A 23,236-nucleotide genomic window follows, 5' to 3' on the forward strand; every position below is an offset into this window, starting at 1 on the left:
GGCAAATCGTCCAAGGCAAATTATCCAAGGCAAAGCCCCGGCGGCGGGGGACGCCGGGGCTTCTTCTGGTCGTTCTGTTGGGTAGTTCTCTTGGGTAGTTCTCTTGGGTAGTTCTCTTGGGTAGTCTTCTTGGAAGGTGCTGACGGGCTCAGTAGCAGCGGTTCACCAGCCGCCAGCGGGGTCCCCAGGGGGTCGGGACCAGCTGGCGCACATAGCAGCCGCCATAGCCGTAGGAGACGGGGCCGCCGGCATAAAAGCGCGGTGCGCCCCAGCCGTAGCCGTGCCAGCCGCCATGCCAGCCACCCCAACCGCCATGCCAATGGGCGGAGGCAGAGGTAGGAGCCAGCGCGGCACCCAGCGCGACCGCGGCGACTGCAGCAAGCGAAAGTTTCCTCAACATGGTGATCTCCTCAAAACTGCCGGCGCGGGCCTGCGCGTCGATGGAATGGCCGCCGAAACGCCTCTTGAAGGGCAGAACGCGTCTCGATGGCCCCGACCTTAGGCCCGTGATCCTGAACCCGAGCCTGAACGTGCCTTGCAGATTGGGTTCATCTCGGTGAAATTATTGTAATTCAGGAGCCCGGCGCCCGCGTCGATCCGCCTGTGAAGCCCTTTTGGCCGGTCGCTTGCCGTTCGCCGATCGCGCCGATATAAGCCCGGCAACTCCAAATCACCCCCCTTTCTCAAGGATAGAACCATGGCGATTGAACGCACCTTCTCGATCATCAAGCCCGACGCGACCGAGCGTAACCTGACCGGCGCGGTCAACGCCGTGATCGAGAAGGCCGGCCTGCGCGTCGTCGCCCAGAAGCGCATCCGCATGACCAAGGGCCAGGCCGAGACCTTCTATGCCGTGCACAAGGCCCGTCCGTTTTTCGGCGAGCTCGTCGAGTTCATGACCTCCGGCCCCGTGGTCGTGCAGGTGCTGGAAGGCGAGGGCGCGATCGCCAAGTACCGCGAGGCGATGGGCGCGACCGACCCGTCGAAGGCCGCCGACGGCACCATCCGCAAGCTCTACGCCAAGTCGATCGGCGAGAATTCGGTGCATGGTTCCGACGCCCCCGAGACGGCCGTGATCGAGATCGCCCAGTTCTTCTCGGGCAACGAGATCGTCGGCTGATCGGAAGGACGCATTGTGAACTGGCTCTGGCAGATATTCGACCCCGCCACGCTCGGGTCGTTCTTCACCCAGTTCCGCAATGAAATGGCCGAGCCGGCCTTCTGGGTCGCGGTCGGCAAGATCATCTGGATCAACATCCTGCTCTCCGGCGACAACGCGCTGGTGATTGCGCTTGCATGCCGCGGCCTGAAGCCGCGGCATCGGCTATGGGGCATGGTGCTCGGTGCGGGAGCGGCGGTGCTGCTGCGCATCGTCTTCACCGGCATCGTCGCGAGCCTGATGGCGCTGCCGTACCTCAAGCTGGTCGGCGGCCTGGCGCTGATCGTGATCGCCGCAAAACTGCTGGTGCCGGAAAACGAGGACGAGGACGACGTCGCCTCGGCCTCGCATCTATGGCAGGCGGTGCAGATCGTCGTTGTCGCCGACATCATCATGAGTCTGGACAACGTCATCGCGGTCGCAGCCGCCGCCAATGGCAGCGTGCCGCTCCTGGTGCTCGGCCTTGCCATCAGCGTGCCGCTGATCGTCGCCGGCGCCGCGCTGATCATGGCGCTGCTGTCAAAACTGCCGATCCTGGTCTGGGCCGGCGCGGCGCTGCTCGGCTGGATCGCCGGCGAGGTGATCGCGACCGATCCGGGCGTCGAACCGACGCTGCATGCGCTGTCCGACGGTCGATTCGGCGCGTCCCTGGATTCGCTGCTCGCAGGCTTGCGCATCCCGCCGCCATTTGCCCATGGCGGGGCCGGCGCCGAATATCTCTGCGCCGTGCTCGGCGTCATCGTCGTGCTGGTCGTCGGCTATATCTGGCGGCGGCGCAGCCTGCATGTCGCGGCGCTCGAAGCCTCCGAGCGCCACGCCAAGGTGTCGGCGGAGTAGTTGCGCCCCTAAGCAATGGGATGCGGCAGCGACTCAAGAACTCAGACTCCGAACTCCATGTCGTCACGCTTCTAGAATTTCGCGGCGGTTTCGCTTGAGAGCCACTGCTCGAAGGCCTGAGCTGCCGGGCTCGACTCGTCGTTCAAGGCTATGAGGTAGGGATCGAGCGGTCGGCTCAGTCTTGGCAGCACGTGACACAGCCGGTTCGATGCGATGTCATGAGCGACCAGGCTGGCGGGCCCAACAGCTATTCCCAATCCATCCGCTGCCGCCCGCAGGGCGAAGTCGAGGTGATCAAACCGCATTTCGTCGGCGGGATGGATCCACCCAACCCCGGCGAAGCTGAGCAATTCGTGCCAATCGTTGGCTCGCGTCTCGCTATGAAGGAAGACATGGCGTGTCAGGTCTTCGGGCTTTTCGACAGGGGAGGCCTCCAGCAGCGATGGTGCGGTGACGAGATATGCATGATCGGCCATGAAAGGGCGCGGCTTAAGATAGGATGGCCAGCCGGCCCTCGTCCGACGAATGACGACGTCAAAGCCGTCGCGGCCCAGGCGCGCCGGCTCTTCCGAACTGGTGAAGATTTGCGGTGCGATGTGAGGATGTTTGCGGATGAAGCCCGGCAGTTGGGGAATGAGCCACCGCGCCGCGAAACTCGCTCGGACGTTGATGCGTAGGCCTGAAATGGGAGCGAGGCGAGCGACCGCGACGGCTGTCGCCGCGATGCGCTCAAGCGCGGGCGCAAACCCTGCGAAGAGTTGCCGTCCAGCGGGGGTCAGGCTTACTTGGCGGGTCTCTCTGACGAAGAGCTGTACGGCGAGATGCTCTTCCAGCTGCTTGATCTGACGGCTGACAGCCCCATGAGTGACGCCCAATTCGGTCGCCGCGAGCGTAAAGCTCGCATGTCTGGCTGCGGCTACGAAGGCACGCACCGCATTTAAAGGAGGGAGGCGGACGTTGGTCATGCGTGAGTTTCCATCACGCGTACATCTCAGATTTGCTCGCTTGTTGCCATCGCTTTCTCGAGCTATCCGCGTTGAGGTACGTTAAATTTTTTCACCGATTAACCTGATCGATGAGCCCAAAGCGGAATTCCATGGCTGAAAAAATAGAACTGATCCTGTTCGACATGGACAACGTCCTGTGTACCTACGACAGGCATGCTCGTGCCGCGCGATTGGCCGAAATCTCCGGCAATACGGCGGAGAACATCTATCAAGCCATATGGGATAGCGGGTTCGAGCAGTTGGGCGACGACGGCACACTGTCGCGTCGAGAATATCTTGGCGCCTTTGGCGATCGGATTGGCCATTCTCTGAGCCTTGCTGAATGGCTCGACGCACGTCGAACGTCCATGAAGCCAAATCACGCGATGCTCGGGGTCGTCGATCACCTGCGTAGATCCGTCGACGTGGCCGTTCTCACGAACAACACGGAACTGGTCGTGGATCACATCGATCTTCTCTGCCCAGAACTCCGACCGCTGTTTGGCTCACGACTGTACGCGTCGGCTCGATTTCGTGCGGCGAAGCCTGATGTTGCCTGTTATCGACGATGCCTCGCTGAGTTGGGCGTAAGATCGGAAGCAGTCTTGTTCATCGACGATCTTGCGGAAAACATAGCGGGAGCGAATGCGGCCGGTCTCCATAGCCACCATTTTACAACTGTCGAGGGATTCCAGGCAGAGTTGAAGCGCTATGGGATTCTGTCTTCGGGGGCAGATTGATGCTCTTGCGGCAATGTTGGGCCATGTCCACGGAGGAGACGCTAGATTTTATCGACTTGGATCCTTGGGCCCTGCTGGTGTGCAACGGCAAGGAGACGCCCCTTGTCACCGCAATTCCCCTGTTGCTGGATCGAAGTCGCGGCAAATTAGGGACCTTGGTGGGGCATATCGCCCGGGCCAATCCACAGGCTTCGGCGATCAACAACGGTCTCCGCGTGCTGACTTTATTTCAGGGGCCGCGCGCTTACGTGAGTCCGAGCTGGTATCCGGCCCGCGACATGGCGCCCACGATGTATCACGTCATGGTGGAAGCCGAAGGCGACATCTCGTTGCAAGACCAAGGAACCGCGCGGCGATGGATTGACCTGCTGACGAGGCGATATGAAACAGGCCGTTCCGAACAATGGACCATGGGTGAACTGCCCGAAGACGGCATCGCCCGGCGGATGACCATGATTGTTGGTTTTGAGGTGGCGATCACGACGTTAAGAGGCAAAGCCAAGCTCGGCCAGGACGAACCGCGAAATGATGCTCTATCTGTGGCCTCGAAGCTCGATGCCTCGGGGATGCGGGGTGACCAGCGTTTGGCTGCTTGGATCAGGAAAAAGAATCCCTAGGCAACCAGTGCAAAGCCGGCAGGGTCGTATCCGTTCCTGCGATGAGCTGTCGGCATTGGCCGGCACTGCGTGCGCTTCGCCTTCGCGCGATGGTCGCCGCGCATCAACGCCTGACGATTGACCCCGAGCGGCCGACCAGGCGGGCGAGCTGCTTGAAGCGGCCGCCGACGCGGTCGGCGACGAGATCGCCGAGGCGGTGCTCGAACACCAGCATCAGCTTGCGACCCTGGCTGCGGAAATGCGTGGCCGGCAGCACGCCGGGCCGGGCCGCCGAGATCAGATGCGCGACGCGGAACGCCGCCCCCAGAAGGCGCGCGCGCTCGAGATGCGCGGGCGAGAGCAGCTCCTGCATCGTCAGCGGCGGCTGGTTCTCGTCGCTCAAACCGGCATAACGATAGAACACCGACAGGCCGACAAAGGCGCGGCCCTCGTGGCTGACTGCGCCGAAATTGCCGTTGACCACGAGGCTCAGCGTCTGCTCGCCGCGGTGGTCGGGATGGACGCGCCAGCCGATGTCGGAGAGCAGGCACGCGGTGTGCCGCAGCCTGCGGTCCTCCTCGGTCTCGCGCAGCTTCACCACGCGCACGAAGCGGTCGGTCCATTCCATCAGCTCGCGGGCATGGCGCGCCGAGCGTGACATCAGCTGGTTCAGCTCTTCCGCTGCGCAGATCAATCCATCCTTGGCGCGCTCGGCTTCCGACAGCTTCTCGTGCAGCAGGCCTTCGCGCACGCCGAAAGTCGAGAACACGATCGTCTTCGGCTGTGCGACGCGGATGATGTGCTCGAGCACCAGCGCGGCATAGGCGAGGAGAGGCCGCCGCGCGTCGGCGACCAATTCGATGTCGGCTAGCATGTCGGACGCAGCCAGGCGCCGCAGTCGTCGTGCGAAATCCAGCGCATCCGCAGCCGGTATGGAATAGCCGTGCATCACCTGGAGCGGATAGCCGCTCTGGATGATGTGGATGCGCGCGAGCGCTCGCCACGTACCGCCGACCGCATAGAAGGTGCGGCCGTGCCCGGCCTTGAGCTGCGCTACGGCGTCGAGTTCCTCGCGCACGATGCGGTCGGCGCGTTTCAGCGATTTGTGCGCGAGATCCTGCAAGGCGAGCCCGCCGAGCGGCAGCGTCACGCCGCTGCGCACGCTGTTGCGGTGGACCTCGACGAGCTCCAGCGAGCCGCCGCCGAGATCGCCGACGATGCCGTCGGGGTGATGAATGCCGGAGACGACGCCGAGCGCCGAAAGCCGCGCCTCGCGCGGGCCCGACAGGATCTCGATCTTCACGGCGCAGATGCGCTCAGCCTTGGCGATGAAGTCGGGGCCGTTGGAGGCGTCGCGGCACGCAGCCGTCGCGATCGCAAAGACGCGCCCGACCTGCATCACGCGACAGAGCGCGCGAAAGCGTTTGAGCGAGGTCAACGCCTTGTCGACCGCGTCAGGCGCGAGCAGACCCGTGCTCTGCACCTCGCGGCCGAGGCCGCAGAGGGTCTTCTCGTTGAAGATCGGAATGAGGCTCCGCGCCAGCGCCTCGTAGACGACGAGACGGACCGAGTTGGAGCCGATATCGATCACCGCGACGCTTGCGCCACGTTTGCGCGGCCGCGTCACGGCATCAATCCCCGATCAGGACTGATGACGTTCGTTCCGGCGCGTGAGACGCCGCGGCGAGGATTCCTTGAGCGACTTTCCACGGCCAGACAGACTCGGATTTGTCATGAAGTAGTTGTGCACGTTGAAAGGCTCCTCGCCTTTCGCGGCCTTCATACGCGTTGACGATCCATCGGGCAACAATTGCCAGCTCTGCTCATTGTCCTTCAGGTTAGCGACCATGATCTGTTCGAGAACCTGCTGATGTACCGTCGGATTTTGCAGCGGGCACAGCACCTCGACGCGGCGGTCGAGATTGCGCGGCATCATGTCGGCTGACGAGATATACACAGCCGCTTTCGTGCTCGGCAGGCCCTGGCCCATGCCAAAACAGTAGATTCGGCCGTGCTCGAGGAAGCGCCCGATGATCGACTTGACGCGGATGTTCTCCGACAGACCGGGGATGCCCGGCCGCAGGCAGCAGATACCGCGCACCACGAGCTCGACCTGGACGCCGGCTTGAGACGCCTCATAGAGCGCGTCGATGATATCGGGATCGACCAGGGCGTTCATCTTCATCCAGACCGCGCCGGTCCGGCCGTGGCGTGCATGCGCGGTCTCACCCTGGATGTGCTCGATGATGCGCTTGCGCAGCGTCAGCGGCGACACCGCCATCTTGTCGAGATCGCTCGGTGCGGCATAGCCGGTGATGAAGTTGAACACGCGGGCGGCGTCGCGGCCGATGGTCGGGTCCGAAGTGAAGTAGGACAGATCGGTGTAGATGCGCGCGGTCACCGGATGGTAGTTGCCCGTGCCGGTGTGAACATAGGTGGTGAGGCTGCCGCCCTCGCGGCGCACGACCATCGAGAGTTTTGCGTGCGTCTTGAGTTCGAGGAAGCCGTAGACGACCTGTACGCCGGCGCGCTCGAGGTCGCGTGCCCAGCGGATATTGGCTTCCTCGTCGAAGCGCGCCTTGAGCTCGATCAGCGCGGTGACGGACTTGCCGGCCTCGGCGGCCTCGGCCAGCGCGCGTACGATCGGCGAGTTGTTGGAGGTGCGGTACAGCGTCTGCTTGATCGCGACGACGTCGGGGTCGCGTGTGGCTTGCTGGAGGAACTGCACGACGACGTCGAAGGATTCGTAGGGGTGATGGACGATGAGATCCTTCTGCCGGATCGCGGCGAAGATGTCGCCGCCATGCTCGCGCACGCGCTCGGGATGGCGGGGCACGTAAGGGGTGAATTCGAGGTCGGGGCGATCGAGGCGGGTGAGCTGCGACAGCTCGTTCATGGCAAGCACGCCGTCGACCAGGAACACTTCGTCGTCGGCCGCAGAAAGAGCGTGCTGCACGAAGCTGCGCAGCTGTTCGGGCGTCTTGGCGTCGACCTCGAGCCGGATCACCGATCCGCGGCGGCGGCGCTTCAACGCGGTCTCGAACACGCGCACGAGGTCTTCGGCCTCTTCCTCGATTTCCATTTCGGAGTCGCGGATGATGCGGAAGGCGCCCTGGCCGTGGAGGTTGTAGCCGGGGAACAGGCGGTTGATGAACAGGGCGGTCATCTGTTCCAGCGAGATCAGTCGCACTACGCCATCGGCGGGCAAGCGGACGAAGCGGTCGATCTTGCCGGGCATGCGGATCAGCGCGTTCATCTGCTTGCCGTCTGCGGCGCGCGTGAGCTGCAGCGCGATGGTGAAACCCAGGCTCGGAATGAACGGGAAGGGGTGAGCGGGATCGATTGCGAGCGGAGTGAGCAAGGGAAAGACGTTGTGGAGGAAGTGGTCCTCGAGCCAGCTCTTCTCCGCCTTGGTGACGTCCTTGCCGTCGACCAGCACGATGCCGACGTCGGCGAGCGTGGCGCGCAGATCGCGCCAGATCGCCTGCTGGTCACTTGCGAGCTGCGAGACGGTGCGGTTGATCAGCGCGAGCTGCTCGGACGGGGTCAGGCCGTCGGGGCTGCGCTCGGGGATGCCCTCGCGGACCTGCGCCTTGATGCCGGCGACGCGGACCATGAAGAACTCATCAAGGTTATTTGCCGAAATCGACAGGAATCGCACCCGCTCCAGCACCGGGTGGTGGGGATTGACCGATTCCTCCAGGACCCGGCGGTTGAAATGCAGCCAGGAAAGCTCGCGATTGATGAATCGCTCGGGGCTCGTTGCGATCGCCGGCAGGGCCGTCGCTTCTGGTTCTTTTTCTTTGATTTCAATAGCTTGCGCGGAGTCCATGAGAAGTCGATCCATCTTCTTTCGCCTCATCTTGCGACTTATGCGCAAAACCGGCGCAGAGCATGTGTTAGTGCGATGACGTTTCGATGACATTGATGTTCCGCCGCCCGGTGGCGTCAAGCGGCCGAGACGAACAAGGCCAAGCCGGGAGGGGTCAGGCGTGGCGCAGCAATTCGGCGGCCAGCGCCCGGGTCACGGGCCGGCCGAGCCGCAGGGCTTCGCTGTCAAGCAGCTCCACGGCCCGCCGTGCCGCTGCGGAGGAGCGCTCCAGGTGGGTCGCGAGATAGCTGACCACGCTCTCATCGACGCTCAACTGGCGGTCGGCACAGAACTTGACGATCAGGCCGCGGAACAGCTGGTCGTCCGGGGGCAGCAGCGACACCACGGGTACGGCGCGTAAGCGCGAGCGGAGGTCGCGCAGTTCGATCTCCAACGCCGCCGGGACCTCGCGGCCGGTGAGCAGGACGCAGGCCCCGTCCTCGCGCGCGAGGTTAAACAGATGGAAGAGCGCGCGCTCGTCAAAATCCTTCGATCTCAGATCCTCGACGACGAGCGCGCCCGTGGCGAGCGCCCCGGGCACGGCGGCCGCGGTCAATGCATTGGCAGTGGTGGAGCGGGCGCCGGCCTCTTCAGCCCAGATCGCGGCGAGGTGGCTCTTGCCTGAGCCTTCGGGGCCGGCAAGCCACATGATCCGGTTCGGCCATTCGGGCCAGGCATTGATCAGGGCGAGACCGGCGGCGTTGGCAGGGCCTTCGAGAAAATTGTCCCGGCTCAGGCTTTCCGCATGCGGAAGCGAAAACGCCAGTTGTCGGGGATGAACGCGGCCTGCCACGCTTGCTTTGCTCCATGCCGGCGCGCCGGCTTCGTTTGAAGAGAATCGACGTATCGAGCGGGAGTTGGCCTTTTGCGGGGCCGCATCCCGGCTCATTTGGCCTCGATCGTGCTCATGTGCCGCAGCCACTCGACGAGATAGAGCGATACGGAGGAGAGCGTGAAGACCGTGACGAGGCCCATCAGGATTATATCATAGGGGCCGGGCTTGAAGCCGAACGCGAGGGAGGCCAGCACCAACGCCGCATAGGCCACCTGGGCTGCAGTGTTGAGCTTCGACACCTTCGAGGGCTTCATCTCGACCGGCTTGTCGAACAGCCAGGAGACGATCACGGCGGCGACGATCATGATGTCGCGGGAAACCACCAGAATCACGATCCAGCGCGGGATGTCGCCCCAGATGCCGAGCGCCAGATAGATCGAGACCAGCAGCGCCTTGTCGGCGAGCGGATCGAGCAGGGCGCCGAGCTCGCTCCTCATGTTGAAGCGCTTGGCCAAGAAGCCGTCGACGGCGTCGCTGATGCCGGCGATCAGGAAGACGGCGAACGCCACTTCCATTTGGCTCGACACGATCGCCCAGACGATGATCGGGACCAGCATGATGCGGCCCAGGGTAATGATGTTTGGAATACTCACGCGGCGCTTCCCGGCACCCGGTCTGACCTCGAAACCGGCCCCTTGGAGGCTGAACCGGTTGATATCTACATAGTATAGCCTTAGGCCCCTTGCGAGCCATTGCGCAGCCCTCGAATTCGACGTAACCAGCCGCAAATCCACTGGAAATCCGGCATGACCGACCGCAAAAACGGCCTTACCTACGCCGATTCAGGCGTGGACATCGATGCGGGCAATCGCCTGGTCGACCTGATCAAGCCGATGGTGCGCGCCACCGCGCGTGCTGGCGCCGATGCCGAGATCGGCGGTTTTGGCGGCCTGTTCGACCTCAAGGCGGCCGGGTTCAAGGACCCGGTCCTGGTCGCCGCCACCGACGGTGTCGGCACCAAGGTCAAGATCGCCATCGAGACCGGCCTGCATGGCGGGATCGGCATCGATCTGGTCGCGATGAGTGTCAACGACCTCGTGGTGCAGGGGGCCGAGCCGCTGTTCTTCCTCGACTATTTCGCATGCGGCAAGCTCGACCCCGAGGCCGCTGCGTCGATCGTCGCGGGCGTCGCCGAGGGTTGCCGCGAGTCGGGTTGTGCACTGATCGGGGGCGAGACCGCCGAGATGCCCGGCCTCTACAAGGACGGCGATTATGATCTCGCCGGGTTCGCGGTCGGCGCCGCCGAGCGGGGCACCCTGCTGCCGCGCAATGATATCGCCGCGGGCGATGCCGTGATTGGGCTGGCGTCCTCCGGCGTGCATTCCAACGGCTTCTCGCTGGTGCGCAAGATCGTTGAGCAGTCCGGCCTCGGCTTCGGGGCCCAGGCGCCCTTTGCGCCGGTCATGACGCTCGGCGGCGCGCTGCTCGCGCCGACCCGGCTCTACGTCAAATCCTGCCTGCGCGCGATCCGCGAGACCGGCGCGGTGAAGGGCCTTGCCCACATCACTGGCGGCGGCTTCACCGACAACATTCCGCGCGTGCTGCCAAAGCATCTCGGCGTCGGAATCGATCTGGCGCGGTTGCCTGTGCTGCCGGTATTCAAATGGCTGGCGATGCAAGGCGGCATCGCCGAGCTCGAAATGCTGCGCACCTTCAACTGCGGCATCGGCATGATCGCGATCGTCGAGCCGGATGCCGCCGACAAGGTTATGCAAGTCCTCACCGATGCCGGCGAGACGGTGGCGCAGCTCGGCACTGTCATCCCGGCCGAGGGCGAGCATCGCGTCGTCTATAACGGCCACCTCGATCTGTCGCTGTAAAACCGATGAAGCGCCGCGTCGCCATCCTGATCTCCGGCCGAGGCTCCAACATGGCGGCGCTGATCAAGGCCGCCGCCGCGGCGGATTTTCCGGCGGAGATTTCGCTCGTCATCTCGAACAAGGCCGCCGCGCTCGGGCTGGAAAAGGCGAGGGCGGGCGGCGTGAAGACGCTGGTGATCGAGAGCAAGCCGTTCGGCAAGGACCGCGCCGGCTTCGAGGCTGCGCTGCAGGCAGCCCTCGACCAGCACGGCATCGAGCTGATTTGTCTGGGCGGCTTCATGCGGCTGTTCACGGCCGAGTTCACGCAAAGCTGGTACGGGCGGATGCTCAACATCCATCCCTCGCTGCTGCCGTCGTTCCCCGGCCTCGACCCGCACGGCCAGGCCTTGCGCGCAGGCGTGAAACTGTCCGGCGCGACGGTGCACTTCGTGATCCCCGCGACCGATGCCGGCCCGATCGTGATGCAGGGCGCCGTCCCCGTCAGCGACAACGACACGCCGGACACGCTCTCCGAGCGCATCCTCGAAGTCGAGCACCGCATCTATCCCGAAGCGCTACGCCTGCTTGCAACCGGCAAGGTCCGGATCGACGGCGATGTCTGCAAGACCGCGGGGAGCGGGGGCTCGGAGAATTTCCTGATCTCGCCGGTGGTGAGCTGAAGCGCCATGCAGGCTTGAACCACAAACGAAATCCCCCGGGCAGAGCCGGGGGGATTCATGCTTGCCTGTGTCGATTGTCGGTAGAAAGTCAGTGAACCTTGAGGTTCTCCGCGGACGATTTGCCGCGGTTCTCCACGAGATCGTACTCAACCACCTGGTTTTCATTGAGCGTGGAGAGTCCGGCACGCTCGACCGCAGAGATGTGGACGAACACGTCCTTGTCGCTGCCGTTCGGCTTGATGAACCCATAGCCCTTGGTCGGGTTGAACCATTTGACGGTGCCCTTTTGCGCCATCGCGAGTCTCCTCCTTTAGACAGAAAAAAGACGCGGCCGCGATTTTCGCGTGCCACGCCACAAACGGACTTCCGGAAGTCTGTTCGAATCTCTCAATGTCGCGAAACGCACAGTCGAGCGGCCAAATCCGATTGTGCCGGATATTGCAACATGAAAATCGCGCGCTAGCAAGCAGCGTGCAGATTTCAAGTGCCGATCCGACTCGCCGTGGCACAGTTTGCGACCTGTGGCAGCGGTACCACAGCGCGGGTAATCCCCCCGTTCAACGCCACTCAAGCGATTGACCCTTCCGGCCAGTTCGGCGCAAATCGTCGCAGTTGCAGCGATGCGTGTTGCATTTTTGCGCGTCGCCATTTGCTTTGGGAATTGTGTCGTTATGCGCTGCCTATCGCAGCCTTCTGGGACTAGGCGGACGCGCCGGCCGGGTTTTGTCCGGCGGGCCGCGAGCGTCACCGCGATCGCCTTTGCGTTCGTCCTGATGATCATGGCTGCCCCGGCGCATGCCCAGTCGCCCACACCGACGCCGACCCCCACAGCGACCCCGACGCCCACCCCGACACCGACGCCGTCACCGACGCCAACCGCGATGAATTACGGCCAGTCGGCGGGCAACACCACGCTCAACCTCGGCTCCAACTTCCTGGAACGGCTCGGCAACCAGGCCTCGAACGGCTTCGACCGGACCTCCCGTACCAATCCCGGCGGCGGCGGCGCCGCGGAGGGGGCGGAAGGGCCGCGCTACCGGACCTGGTTCGAGGGCTACGGTATTTCGATGCGGACCGACGCGCAGGGCGACTTCGTCGGTGACAAGCGCAAGACCATTGGCGGGGTGGCGGGCTTCGGCGCGCGGCTCGCGCCGGGAGTCAATCTCGGCTTCTCCGTCGACCAGAGCCACACCGACATCGACGTGCCCCTGGCGCTGCAATCGGCAACGCTGGATCTGACCCAGTTCGGCGTCAACGGCTCGGTCGACAAGGGGCCCTGGACCTGGGCCTTCGCGCTCGTGCACGGCTTTGGCAACGTCCATTCCAGCCGGGACAGCGGCTTCGGCCTTGCGACCGCGGGCTATCGCGCCAACATCGACGGCGCGCTGACCGAGATCAGCTACTACTGGACCCAGGACCAGACCCGCTTCGTCCCCAAGGGTGCGCTGGAATATGTCCGCGCCACCAGCGCCTCGTTCCAGGAGACGGGCAGCCTCTTTCCCCTGACCGTCGGCTCGTCCGCACTCGCGCGCGCACGCCTGATGCTCGGCGCCGAGGTTGGGCGCTACTTCATCTTCGATCAGAAGGTTCTGGACCTGTCCGCCTACGGCAAGTTCGTCGACAATTTCTATCAGGACCTGGGATCGATCCAGGTCAGCCTGGGCAGGCAGAGCCTCGTGGTGCCCGGCATCGGCGAGAGCCGCTACGGCCTCGACGCCGGCGCCTCGGCCTCGCTTAGCCTGACCAACACCGCGCGCCTCTACGTCAATTATGACGGCAAGTTTCGTAACGAGTTCACCTCGCACCAGGGCACGGTCGGCTTCGAGTACAGATGGTAGCCGCCGCCGATCAGGTCGGCGTCGCCGCGACATAGCCCGTCAGGCCAAAGCTCTCCCGGGCCGCCGCCATCATCGGCACCAGCGCGTTCGGGTGGATGAACTCGTCGCGGAAGCAGGGATAGGTGCGCGGATCGAAGATCTTCTTCAGCCACTCGACTACGATCCTGTGTCGCTCGGAGGCGCGGAATTCCTTGTGATAGGTGAGCCAGAGATCGGCGTGGTGACTGACGCCGAGATCGACGGCGACAAGCGGCGCGCCGAGTGCGATCGACACCGTCGGCAGAAAGCCGATGCCGGCGCCGCGTTCCACCGCATAGAGCACGCCGACCGACGAGTTGGTCTTGATCCCGACGATGCCCTCGAGCGACGTGAGCCCCAGGATGCGGGCATAGGCGGTGTCGTCGACCTGCGGCGCGCTCTGCTTGATGATCCTGTGGTTCTGCAAATCGGCAAGCGTGCCGGGCACGCCGTGCAGGCTCTCGTAATCCTTGGAGACGAAGGGGTAGATGTGCAGCCGGCCAAGCTTTGCCACGATCAGATCGGGATTGGTCGGCGGCTCCAGCTGGATCGCGATATCGGACTCCAGACGGGCAACATCGGCCTGCTCCATCGCGCAGCGCAAGTCGACGGTGATCTTGCGATACGTCTTCTGGAAATCGATCAGCCGCGGCAGGATCCAGAAATTGCCGGGGCCCTCCGTCACTGCGACGCGCACGGTGCCCGTCGCGTCGCTCGAACCACGCGAGGCGCGGCGAAATACATTGAAGGCGTGGCGCTCCATCAGAGTAACATCGGAGATCATCGCCGTGCCTTCGTCGCTCAGCGTCAATCCGCTCTGGTCGCGCAGAAACAGCTTGCAGCCGATGCTCTCTTCGAGCCGGTCGATCCGGCGCATCAGCGTCGTCGAGGTAAGGCCGAGCTCCTCGGCAGCGTTGCGGAAACTTTTATATTTTGCGCAAGCTAAAAACAGCTTCAAATCGTCCCAGGATGCATCCAGGGACTCATCGCTGCGGTGCTGCGTCATCGCAGCACCCCGGTGCAATAGTTGCTGCATACACCCGTTCCTTACCCGATAAGCTCCTCATCCTAACGGGACGGGGCGAAACGATAGAGGGGTGGGATGGGTATGGAAAGGGGCTCGTTTGCCGCAAGGCATGAATTTGACGCGCTGCCGCTCAGTCCAGACGTCGATGTCCATTGTGCGCAATTTTCCGAAATTGCCGCGCTTGCCGACATGGCGCATCGGTTGGTCCCCGGCGTGCGGATCGGCGAGCAGCAGCTCGCGCGCTATTTCACCTTCGATTCCCAATGCCTTCTGACCTTCACCCGGAACGGTGCGCTGGTCGGTGGCATGGCCTTCCTGTTTCTCAATGAGCGCGGCCATGACGCGTTGCTGCTCGACGAGATCTGTCTGACCGAGCCCGACATCGGGTATCTCGCATCTGGCAACGAGGAGGTCTCGGCCACCTACATCTGGGCCATCGCGACCACCGGCCGCGGCATCGCCGGTTTGGGCAAGGCAGCCGCGCATCTGCGACAGCCACGGCTACGAAGTGCCGATTGTTTCGCGCAGCCGTCGACTGCGGCTGGACGCGACATCATGAAGGCGACCGGTTTTGAACCTATCGCGAGCTTCCAGCCCGACCTCTGGTGTTACGAGCGGCCATGGAATCGACTGCCCCTGCACGGGCGGGGTGCGATGATCGAAGCAAGGAGTTTTGCAGATGCACGGCACTAGAATTCCTTTAGCCAAACCCGACTCGCGCGCCATCACGATCCGCATCGCACGCGACCCCAGCGACCTGATGCTGGTCACGGCCATCCGCTCGGCGGTGTATCTCGCCGAGCAGGACTGTCCGTTCGAGGAAGAGTTCGACGGCAACGATTTGGTCGCCGCGCATTTCATCGGCTTCATCGGCAACGAGCCCGCGGGCTGCCTCCGGGTTCGCTTCTTCGGCGAATTCGCAAAGGTCGAGCGGCTCGCGGTGCGGCACCAGTACAGGCGCTCGCGCGTGTCGTTCAAGCTCGTGCAGGCGAGCGTCGATTATGTGAAGCGCAAGGGCTTCCGCAAGATCTATGGGCAGGCGCAGGATCGGCTGGTCGACTTCTGGGCCCATTTCGGCGCCAAGCCGCTCGGCCACAATCGCAAGATCACCTTCTCGGATTTTTCCTATACCGAGATGGTGCTCGAGATCGAGCCGGGGCCGGACGCGATCACGCTGGACAGCGATCCTTACGTGATCATCCGCCCCGAGGGTGATTGGGACCGGCCCGGTGTGCTCGACGCGTCGGCAGGACGGGCGGTGACGTCGCCACTGCATAACCTCTCGACGGCCGAACACTGATATTGGTGCAGCTGCGAACAAGAAAATGCCGGACTTCACTCACGACGATCCGCCGATCCTGGTTTGCGCCGATCTGCAGATCGAATATCTGACCCCCGGGCGTCGCCATGTCATTCTCGATGGCGACGCCACGACCTCGCGCTGCCTGGAGTTGTTGACGCTGTGGCGCGACAATCTTTGGCCAGTGATGCACCTGAAGCGCATTGCGCAGGCCGCCTGGTTCAATCCGGCATCCAAGCTGACCGATTGGATTGTCGAGCTGAAGCCGCGGCCGGGCGAGATGATGTTCGAGCATCCGCTGCCGTCGGCCTACAGTTCCGCACGGTTCGCGGACTACACTGCGAACATCCGGAACATCCGCTACGTGCTGCTGGGTTTCTCCCTCGACGAGACGATTTTGGCGACGGTGGTCGACGGGTTTCACAGGAGCCATCGCTACCAGGTCGTCTCTGATGCTGTCGCCTGCCGCCATCCGGGCCATGGCGACGCGGCGACCTACAAGCAGTCGGTGGTGAACGTGATCGGTAATTTTGCTACTATCGGCCCAGGGGCCGAGCTCATCAGGACCAGCGGCGCCATCGCGGTGTAGACGAGCGCGGCCCGCGACAAGGATGATTGACGACATTGTCCCGGGGGCAAGAGCTGGAAGATCTTGTGAGCGATCTGTCGCGCGCCCTTGAAGCGGCGCGCCGGCTCGGCCTGTCGACGACCGTCTATCTGCTCTCAATGGCAATCGTCGAGGCGCGCGAGGCGGCCGAGGCTGCCTCGGATGACGGCGACGATGACGGGGCCGCCTGAACCGAGGCTTTACCTGTTTCCTGCAACGCTGCTGTGCTGCCGACGAATTGGCGTTGCAAGTTGTGTCGTGCCGCAATAGCCAAGTGACGACGCCGTCGACAGACGAGCTCCGTTTCGGCGCGAGCCGAAGGCTGAAGGAATGATATGATGACCATGCTGCCCAATTCGCAAGAAGCCCGCGATGTCGCCTACCAGCTCCATCCCTATACCAATGCGCGCACCCATCAGCAGAATGGCCCGCTGGTGATCGAGCGCGGCGAGGGGCCCTATGTCTTCGACGCCGCGGGCAAGCGCTATTTCGAGGCGATGGCCGGCCTGTGGAGCGTCGGGCTCGGCTTCAACGAGAAGCGGCTGGTCGAGGCCGCATACCGGCAGATGCAAGCCCTGCCGTTCTATCATACGTTCTCCGCGAAATCGCACGGGCCCTCGATCGACCTCGCCGAGAAGCTCGTCGCTCTCGCGCCGGTGCCAATGAGCAAGGTGTTCTTCACCAACTCCGGCTCGGAGGCCAATGACACGGTGCTGAAGCTGATCGCTTATCGTTCGAACGCTCTCGGACAGCCACAGCGCAAGAAGGTGATCAGCCGCATGCGCGCCTATCACGGCGTCACGATCGCCTCCGCAAGCCTCACCGGCCTGCCGAACAATCACCGCTCCTTCGATCTTCCGTTGCCGAATATCCTGCACACGGGCTCGCCGCATTTCTACAAGGACGGCCATGCCGGCGAGAGCGAGGAAGCCTTTGCGACGCGGCGCGCCGAGGAGCTGGAAGCGCTGATCGTGAGGGAAGGTCCGGAGACCATCGCGGCCTTCTTCGGCGAGCCGGTGATGGGGGCAGGCGGCGTGATCGTTCCGCCCGCGACCTATTGGGACAAGGTCCAGCAGGTCCTGAAGAAGCATGACATCCTGCTCGTCGCCGACGAGGTCATTTGCGGCTTCGGCCGCACCGGCAAGATGTTCGGCTGCGACACCTACAACATCAAGCCCGATGCGATCGTCGTCTCCAAGCAGATCACCTCGAGCTATTTCCCGTTCTCGGCGGTCCTGATGAACGACCGGATGTTCGAGCCGATCGCGGACGAGAGCAACAAGATCGGCGTTCTCGGCCACGGTTTCACGGCAGGCGGTCATCCGGTCGGCGCGGCGGTCGCGCTGGAAAACCTCAAGATCATCGAGGAGCGCGGCCTGGTCGCGCATGCCGCGGAGACGGGTGCCCATATGCAGGCGCGGCTGCGCGAACTTTCGGGCCATCCGCTCGTCGGTGAGGTCCGCGGCGTCGGCATGATCGCCGCGATCGAACTCGTGCTCGACAAGCAGCGCAAGACGGCCGCAAGCACGCCCGGTGCCGTCGGCGGCATCGCGGCGCGCATGCTCCAGGAGCGCGGCGTCATCTCGCGCAACATGCTCGAAGCCGTCGCCATCTGCCCGCCGTTGATCGTCACCAAGGGCCAGATCGACGAGCTGGTCGGCACCATCGCGGGCGTGCTGGATGATATGAAGGCGGAGGCTGCGAAGCTGACGCCGGCGTAGGGCGGCGGTCGGCATGACCGTAGCGATTGGTCACATTCTCGGTGTCGTCCTGGCGAACGCCAGGACCTCAGACCTGGCGGATTGCCTTTTGCGGCTCCGCTGGCGGTCGGACATCTGCCGCGTGACGTTCCAGTTCTCGAGGTAGCCGATTGAGCACACTTTCCCAGTCCCCGGGTCGATGTTGGCGGAACAAGCGAACAGTCGGGTACCACGGACTATCTTCCTGCTCATAGAACCACCGCCAGTCCAGAATATGCGGCAGCAGAATCCAGGTCGGCTTGCCAAGTGCGCCTGCCATATGTGCGACCGCTGTATCCACGGTGATTACGAGATCCATTACGCTCGCAGCAGCCGCTGTCTCCGCGAAGTTCGTCAGGAGAGGCTCCAAATCAACAACCCTGTCCTTCAGCTGTTCGAGTACCGGACGGTCGCTCGTGCGGGCCTCCTTTTGCAGGCTGAAGAGTTGGATGCCGGGAATCAGAAGGTTTGGTAGGAGAACTTCGCCCAACAGAGAGCGCTTCCGGTCATGCAGATGGCCGGGGTTTCCTGCCCAAACGACCCCGACTTTGAGGCCAGAGAATTTAGCGAGCCTCCGTTGCCAAGCAGCAACTTTTGCCGGGGCAGCCTTGAGATATGGTCGTTCTGCCGGGATCGTCTCGATGCTGGTACCAAGCTCATAGGCCAGGCTCATTAGCGGCACGTGCAGGTCGAACGGTGGCGCTGGCTCGTCACGCGAGATCACGGTCACGTCGAGGCTGTCTCGTAGCAACTCGACCAATTGGGGCTGAGCCTGCAGAACGACCGGGCCTCCTGTTGCGGCAGCTGCAGGCACGAAGCGAGCAAAGTGCAAGGTGTCGCCAAGTCCTTGCTCGGCATGAATCAACAGGGTTCGGCCGTTGCGACATTCTCCTCTCCAGCGAGGGACATCGAATGCGCCAGGCCTGAACCTCGGAGCTGGGTGAGAATGCCTCCACTCGAACTCTCGAAAGCCCGCTTTGAGATCACCAGCCAGGAGGAGAAGCATTGCGTGATTGTAGTGAAGCATCGGGTCGCCAGGTCTAAGCTCAATTGCGCGACGGGATGTCGCTATTGCCGCCTGGCTCATGCCTAGATTGCTCAATGCCACGCCCAAATTCGTCGAGACTTCGGGTGAATTCGGATCGATGCTGATCGCTTTTCTGTAGATATCGACTGCGCCTTCGAAATCGTCTCTCTTGCTGTGAATGATCCCGAGGTTAACGTACGCGCCGACGTTTTGCGGGGAGAGTTCAATTGCCTTTTGGCACGCTGCGCTCGCCTCATCCAGCCGTCCCTGCCGGGTCAACGCGGCCGCCAGGCTGGCTTGGACATCGGATCTGCCGGGCGCCGCCAAGGCGGCAAGTTGGTACATGGTGACCGCTTGATCTGTCCGCTCAAGCTTGAGCAGCAGACTGGCCATAATCAGATAGGCTTCGAGATCGTCGGGCTGAATCTCTACCGCATGGCGGCATACCGATAGCGCTTCAGCAAGCTCTCCAACCTGTTCGAGCGCCAATGCGAGATTGCGATGTCCCGGGCCAAATTGAGGAGCAAGGGTAATCAGTTCGCGATAGGCCTCGATGGCTTTGGCCAACTTGCCCTGATCCATCATGTGATTGCCACGGTTCAGAAGGGCTACCATTGCTTCTGCGCGCGCGGCTTCTCTAGTTTGCCCTTTCATACCTGCCCTTTCCGGTTGGACGATTTGATCCGCACAGTGTGTTAAACGAGCGTGAGCCGCGTTTCGGGCAAACGATTATGCTTCGGCGCGCAAATTTGGCTCTGGGGCAGGTGGAGGTCACGGCCTTGGTTGCCGGGTCGCATGCCGCCAGCCGCACATCCGCGGCCTGCGGTACCCACCCGAGGCGGGAGCCGTATGCCTTAATGGGCACGTACGGATCTGTGCGGAGGGCGTCCAGCAATGGGCGTCCCTGCCGCTACCTGGCTTTCACCACGACGACTTTGCGAGAGTCGCCGGCTCCTTACGCCCGGGTGACGCCGATTACGCGGCCCTTGTCGATCGCGAGCGCGAGCTGGCCGTGCTTCAGCTTCAGGGCGGCGTCGCCGAACAGCTCGCGGCGCCAGCCGCGCAGCGCGGGCACGTCGGCCTCGTCGTCGGCCGCGATCTCTTCGAGATCGTCGACGGTGGCGATCACCTTGCTCGCCACCGCATGGCGCTCCGCGGTCATCCGCAGCAGCACCTTGAGCAGCTCGACGATCGCCGCGCCGTTGGAGTTGTTGCGCGGCTTCTCCAGCTTCGGCAGCTTCGAGAGGTCGCGCGCCAGCCCGCGCTCGACCGCGGCGACGATGTCCGCACCCCACCTGGATTTTTCAAAACCCTTCGGCACCGAGCGCAGATGCGCGAGCTTCTCCAGCGTGGTCGGCGCGTGGGTCGCGATGTCGCTGATTGCCTCGTCGCGCAGCACGCGACCGCGCGGCACGTCGCGGCTTTGCGCTTCCTGCTCGCGCCACGCCGCGACCTCCATCAGCACCGCCAGGTCCTTCGGCTTGCGCACCCGGGTCTTGAGCCGCTCCCAGGCGCGCTCGGGGTGGAAGTCGTAGGTGCGGGGCGAGGTCAGGATCTCCATCTCGATCGAGACCCATTCGCTGCGGCGGCGCTTCTTCAGGTCGGCGTCGAGCGCGGCGAACACCTCGCGCAGGTGCGTGACGTCCGATACCGCATAGTGCATCTGCTCCTTCGTCAGCGGCCGGCGCGACCAGTCGGTGAAGCGATGGGTCTTGTCCGGCCGATGACCGGTGACCTTCTCGACGAGCTGGTCGTAGGCGATGCTGTCGCCATAGCCAAGCACCATGGCCGCGACCTGGGTGTCGAACACCGGATGCGGGATGATGTTGGCCTGGTGCCAGATGATCTCGATGTCCTGGCGGGCGGCGTGGAAGACCTTCAGGATCTTCTCGTTGCCCATCAGCTCGAAGAACGGCTTGAGGTCGATGCCCTCCGCCAGAGCATCAATGACCACGGCCTCCTTCGGGCTCGCCATCTGCACCACGCACAGGAGCGGGTAGTAGGTGGTCTCGCGCAGGAACTCGGTATCGACGGTAATGACAGGATGCTCGGCCAGCCGGCTGCAGGCAGCGGCGAGCTCAGCGGTGGTGGTAATCAGATCCATGAACGGCCCATGACACGTACATCAGCCGTTCTGCCGAAAGTGCTGTGATGTCAAGGGGGTTGGAACGAATTCGAGGCTTGATTTCGGCCGGAATCGCCGATGCCGGCCGCGGACGGGCCAATCCGCAGGCCGCGGACGCGAAATCCTACTCGTACCGGATCCGCTGCGACGGCTTCCGCCCGCAGGGCAGCGCCACCACGACCACGCACATGGCGAGCATCGCCAGTCCCAGGAACTCGAAAACCAACAGATCCACGGCCAACTCCCCCCGAAAGATCGCTAGACTTGTCGGGGGTAAATTGACGGCCTGTTAATTGTCGTGGTTACCGGCGGAAGGGCGAGGCGGATGGTGGACGGGAGGTTAACGGCTGGCACCTGACCAGCGGGTGAATCGCTCGACGCACAATGTGCTCGGCTGAGCACCCGCAAAAAAGCCCCGGACGATGCCGGGGCTTTGATGTTCGAGCTGCAGATCGGATCAGTACTTCGCGACCACTGCGCCATCCGAGTTGAAGCGGTAGACGATCGAGGTGCTGATGGTCTGCACCCAGGGCTTGAACGTGATTGCAGTGCCCGGGTCGATGCCGCCGAACGCCGGCAGCGTCGTCTGCGGCAGAGTAATCCGGTTGTAGAACGCTGACCGGTATTCGGTCTTCATGAACCAGCCCGGCGCGGAGATTCCGAAGATGTTCAGGCTGTTCTCGACGCCTCCGCCCACGAACCAGCCGTCACGACGGAACGAGGGTGTCGTGGCGAATGCCGAGATTGGGAGAAAAATGAAACTCTGAGTCGTCCCCGACCACTCGGACCCTGAGTAACCCGCGTTGACATAGGACAGGACATTCGGCGCGACCAGATAACCCAGCCTGACACCGGCGGCGTAACTGGTTCGCAGTTTCTCGGTACCCTCCGTATCCGGCATGTTCGGAGTGGCGAGCGAGCCACGAATGTCTCCGAACTGTCCGTCAGCGAAAACGCCGGCGACCCAGTTGCTGCCAAACTGCCAGTCGTAGCCGGCGCCAACGGTGCCGAACCACCCGCTGCCAGCCATCCGTTGGTCGCGCGTGAAGGGCGTGCCCGGCGCAAAGAATGCAGCCGCAGCCGGCGAGGCGACGGCGTTGCTGTCGGCATTCCAGAGGCCGCCGCCGCCGCCACCGAAGGCGTAGAAGCCGGTCCAATGCGGCGCCGCGATCCCAGCAGCTGCCTTCGTATACAGCCTCGGAGCCGAATCCGCGGCCCCAACCGTTCCCGTCGAGTTGAAGCGGTAGACCAGCGAGGTGCTGACGGTCTGCACCCACGGCTTGAATGTCACTGCCGCTACAGCAGGGCCGCCAGTTGGAATGAAAGTCTCGGGAAGCGTCGCGCGAGCGTAGTAAGCGGACCGATATTCGGTCTTCATGAACCAGCCAGGCGCCGAAATGCCGAAGATGTTCAGACTGTTTTCCACGCCACCACCGATGAACCAACCATCCCGATGGAAGGACGGCGTGGTGAGCAATGGAGTGCCAGCGAAGCGACCTCTAGTGAATGGATCCGAGAGCGTGGCACCTGACCAATCAGAGCCGGAATAGCCCGCATTGACGTAGGAAAGAACATTCGGCGCGACCAAAGTCCCGAGTCGCACACCCGCCGCATAACTTGTACGAAGCTTTACGCGTCCTGCCGGGAAAAAGTCGGACCAGGGGTCCGCGATCGTACCGCTGATGTCTCCGAACTGTCCGTCAGCAAAGACGCCTGCCACCCAGTTGCCATTGAACTGCCAATCGTAACCCGCGCCAACCGTGCCGAACCAGCCGCTGCCGCCGAGGCGCTGGTCCCGCGACAATGCCGTGCCAGCCGGTCCAACGGCAGCGGGATCAATTCCAGAGCTGACAACGTTGCTGTCAGCCGCCCACAGGCCGCCACCGCCGCCGCCGAACACATAGAAGCCGGTCCAGCTCGGCGCGGCGACGGGCGCTGGCGCTTTTACATAGGGCGTGGCCGCGAGGTCGGCCGCCGAGGCCACCCCGGTCATTGCGGTGACCGCGCCCAGAGCGAGCAGAAGCTTTTTCATTTCAAATCCCCAACCCCAAT

23 protein-coding genes are annotated in these 23,236 nt (G+C 63.4%); 12 read left to right on the forward strand and 11 right to left on the reverse strand.

The window, feature by feature from the left end; all coding sequences use genetic code 11:
• Positions 1–148: 148 nt before the first annotated feature.
• Positions 149–400, reverse strand: coding sequence for a hypothetical protein (locus NLM33_RS04090; RefSeq protein ID WP_027522611.1), 252 nt, complete (start codon positions 398–400; stop codon positions 149–151).
• 297 nt (positions 401–697) lie between these two features.
• On the opposite strand from NLM33_RS04090, the gene ndk reads away from it, so the two are divergent.
• Both ndk and NLM33_RS04100 read left to right on the forward strand, forming a co-directional pair.
• A complete protein-coding gene (gene ndk / locus NLM33_RS04095; RefSeq protein ID WP_254094861.1) occupies positions 698–1,120 on the forward strand; it encodes a nucleoside-diphosphate kinase in 423 nt (140 codons plus the stop codon).
• 15 nt (positions 1,121–1,135) lie between these two features.
• Complete coding sequence (locus NLM33_RS04100; protein ID WP_254094862.1) at positions 1,136–1,996, forward strand: TerC family protein; 861 nt, start codon at positions 1,136–1,138, stop codon at positions 1,994–1,996.
• Between the two features lie 71 nt (positions 1,997–2,067).
• On the opposite strand, the gene NLM33_RS04105 is transcribed toward NLM33_RS04100, so the two are convergent.
• On the reverse strand, positions 2,068–2,961 hold the full coding sequence (locus tag NLM33_RS04105) for a LysR substrate-binding domain-containing protein (protein WP_254094863.1): 894 nt from the start codon (positions 2,959–2,961) through the stop codon (positions 2,068–2,070).
• A gap of 131 nt (positions 2,962–3,092) precedes the next feature.
• On the opposite strand from NLM33_RS04105, the gene NLM33_RS04110 reads away from it, so the two are divergent.
• A complete protein-coding gene (locus NLM33_RS04110) occupies positions 3,093–3,722 on the forward strand; it encodes an HAD family phosphatase (protein ID WP_254094864.1) in 630 nt (209 codons plus the stop codon).
• Positions 3,722–4,339, forward strand: a complete 618-nt coding sequence (locus NLM33_RS04115; protein WP_256570513.1) for an FMN-binding negative transcriptional regulator — start codon at positions 3,722–3,724, stop codon at positions 4,337–4,339. The genes NLM33_RS04110 and NLM33_RS04115 overlap by 1 nt, the downstream gene beginning before the upstream one ends.
• A gap of 103 nt (positions 4,340–4,442) precedes the next feature.
• On the opposite strand, the gene ppx is transcribed toward NLM33_RS04115, so the two are convergent.
• The 4 genes from ppx to NLM33_RS04135 form a co-directional block, all read right to left on the reverse strand.
• Entirely contained in the window at positions 4,443–5,945 is a 1,503-nt protein-coding gene (gene ppx, locus NLM33_RS04120) for an exopolyphosphatase (RefSeq protein WP_254094866.1), read from the reverse strand.
• 15 nt (positions 5,946–5,960) lie between these two features.
• Positions 5,961–8,150: an RNA degradosome polyphosphate kinase gene (locus NLM33_RS04125; protein ID WP_254105645.1), complete on the reverse strand. Its 2,190-nt coding sequence runs from the start codon at positions 8,148–8,150 to the stop codon at positions 5,961–5,963.
• Between the two features lie 154 nt (positions 8,151–8,304).
• Positions 8,305–8,982, reverse strand: a complete 678-nt coding sequence (locus NLM33_RS04130) for a DnaA ATPase domain-containing protein (protein WP_254105646.1) — start codon at positions 8,980–8,982, stop codon at positions 8,305–8,307.
• 92 nt (positions 8,983–9,074) lie between these two features.
• Positions 9,075–9,617: a CDP-alcohol phosphatidyltransferase family protein gene (locus tag NLM33_RS04135; protein WP_027523874.1), complete on the reverse strand. Its 543-nt coding sequence runs from the start codon at positions 9,615–9,617 to the stop codon at positions 9,075–9,077.
• Positions 9,618–9,770: 153 nt separating this feature from the next.
• On the opposite strand from NLM33_RS04135, the gene purM reads away from it, so the two are divergent.
• Entirely contained in the window at positions 9,771–10,844 is a 1,074-nt protein-coding gene (purM, locus tag NLM33_RS04140) for a phosphoribosylformylglycinamidine cyclo-ligase (RefSeq protein ID WP_254094867.1), read from the forward strand.
• A 5-nt stretch (positions 10,845–10,849) separates the two neighbouring features.
• The gene (gene purN / locus NLM33_RS04145; RefSeq protein ID WP_254094868.1) at positions 10,850–11,503 is read left to right on the forward strand and encodes a phosphoribosylglycinamide formyltransferase; all 654 of its coding nucleotides are present in this window, start codon (positions 10,850–10,852) and stop codon (positions 11,501–11,503) included.
• 88 nt (positions 11,504–11,591) lie between these two features.
• On the opposite strand, the gene NLM33_RS04150 is transcribed toward purN, so the two are convergent.
• Positions 11,592–11,798, reverse strand: a complete 207-nt coding sequence (locus tag NLM33_RS04150; RefSeq protein WP_254094869.1) for a cold-shock protein — start codon at positions 11,796–11,798, stop codon at positions 11,592–11,594.
• Between the two features lie 376 nt (positions 11,799–12,174).
• Here NLM33_RS04150 and NLM33_RS04155 point away from each other — a divergent pair, with 376 nt between their 5' ends.
• Positions 12,175–13,341, forward strand: coding sequence for an autotransporter outer membrane beta-barrel domain-containing protein (locus NLM33_RS04155; protein ID WP_254094870.1), 1,167 nt, complete (start codon positions 12,175–12,177; stop codon positions 13,339–13,341).
• Between the two features lie 10 nt (positions 13,342–13,351).
• Here the strand turns inward: NLM33_RS04155 and NLM33_RS04160 are convergent, their stop codons facing one another.
• Positions 13,352–14,395, reverse strand: a complete 1,044-nt coding sequence (locus NLM33_RS04160) for a LysR family transcriptional regulator (RefSeq protein ID WP_254094871.1) — start codon at positions 14,393–14,395, stop codon at positions 13,352–13,354.
• A 66-nt stretch (positions 14,396–14,461) separates the two neighbouring features.
• On the opposite strand from NLM33_RS04160, the gene NLM33_RS04165 reads away from it, so the two are divergent.
• The 5 genes from NLM33_RS04165 to NLM33_RS04185 all read left to right on the forward strand — a co-directional run bounded on the left by NLM33_RS04165 (position 14,462) and on the right by NLM33_RS04185 (position 18,014).
• Positions 14,462–15,079: a hypothetical protein gene (locus NLM33_RS04165; RefSeq protein ID WP_254094872.1), complete on the forward strand. Its 618-nt coding sequence runs from the start codon at positions 14,462–14,464 to the stop codon at positions 15,077–15,079.
• Positions 15,066–15,686, forward strand: a complete 621-nt coding sequence (locus tag NLM33_RS04170) for a GNAT family N-acetyltransferase (RefSeq protein ID WP_254094873.1) — start codon at positions 15,066–15,068, stop codon at positions 15,684–15,686. The genes NLM33_RS04165 and NLM33_RS04170 overlap by 14 nt, the downstream gene beginning before the upstream one ends.
• A 25-nt stretch (positions 15,687–15,711) precedes the next feature.
• Positions 15,712–16,275, forward strand: coding sequence for an isochorismatase family protein (locus tag NLM33_RS04175; RefSeq protein WP_254094874.1), 564 nt, complete (start codon positions 15,712–15,714; stop codon positions 16,273–16,275).
• Between the two features lie 65 nt (positions 16,276–16,340).
• The gene (locus tag NLM33_RS04180) at positions 16,341–16,484 is read left to right on the forward strand and encodes a hypothetical protein (RefSeq protein WP_254094875.1); all 144 of its coding nucleotides are present in this window, start codon (positions 16,341–16,343) and stop codon (positions 16,482–16,484) included.
• 147 nt (positions 16,485–16,631) lie between these two features.
• Positions 16,632–18,014 carry an aspartate aminotransferase family protein gene (locus NLM33_RS04185; protein ID WP_254094876.1) on the forward strand — a complete coding sequence of 461 codons (1,383 nt, stop codon included), beginning with the start codon at positions 16,632–16,634 and terminating at the stop codon, positions 18,012–18,014.
• Positions 18,015–18,081: 67 nt separating this feature from the next.
• Here NLM33_RS04185 and NLM33_RS04190 read toward each other — a convergent pair whose 3' ends face one another.
• The 3 genes from NLM33_RS04190 to NLM33_RS04200 all read right to left on the reverse strand — a co-directional run bounded on the left by NLM33_RS04190 (position 18,082) and on the right by NLM33_RS04200 (position 23,216).
• Complete coding sequence (locus tag NLM33_RS04190) at positions 18,082–19,713, reverse strand: tetratricopeptide repeat protein (RefSeq protein WP_254094877.1); 1,632 nt, start codon at positions 19,711–19,713, stop codon at positions 18,082–18,084.
• Positions 19,714–20,014: 301 nt separating this feature from the next.
• On the reverse strand, positions 20,015–21,163 hold the full coding sequence (gene rnd / locus NLM33_RS04195) for a ribonuclease D (RefSeq protein WP_254094878.1): 1,149 nt from the start codon (positions 21,161–21,163) through the stop codon (positions 20,015–20,017).
• Between the two features lie 478 nt (positions 21,164–21,641).
• Positions 21,642–23,216 carry an outer membrane protein gene (locus NLM33_RS04200; RefSeq protein ID WP_254094879.1) on the reverse strand — a complete coding sequence of 525 codons (1,575 nt, stop codon included), beginning with the start codon at positions 23,214–23,216 and terminating at the stop codon, positions 21,642–21,644.
• Positions 23,217–23,236 lie beyond the last annotated feature (20 nt).

The sequence above is a fragment of the Bradyrhizobium sp. CCGUVB1N3 genome, from assembly GCF_024199925.1.
GTDB lineage: Bacteria > Pseudomonadota > Alphaproteobacteria > Rhizobiales > Xanthobacteraceae > Bradyrhizobium.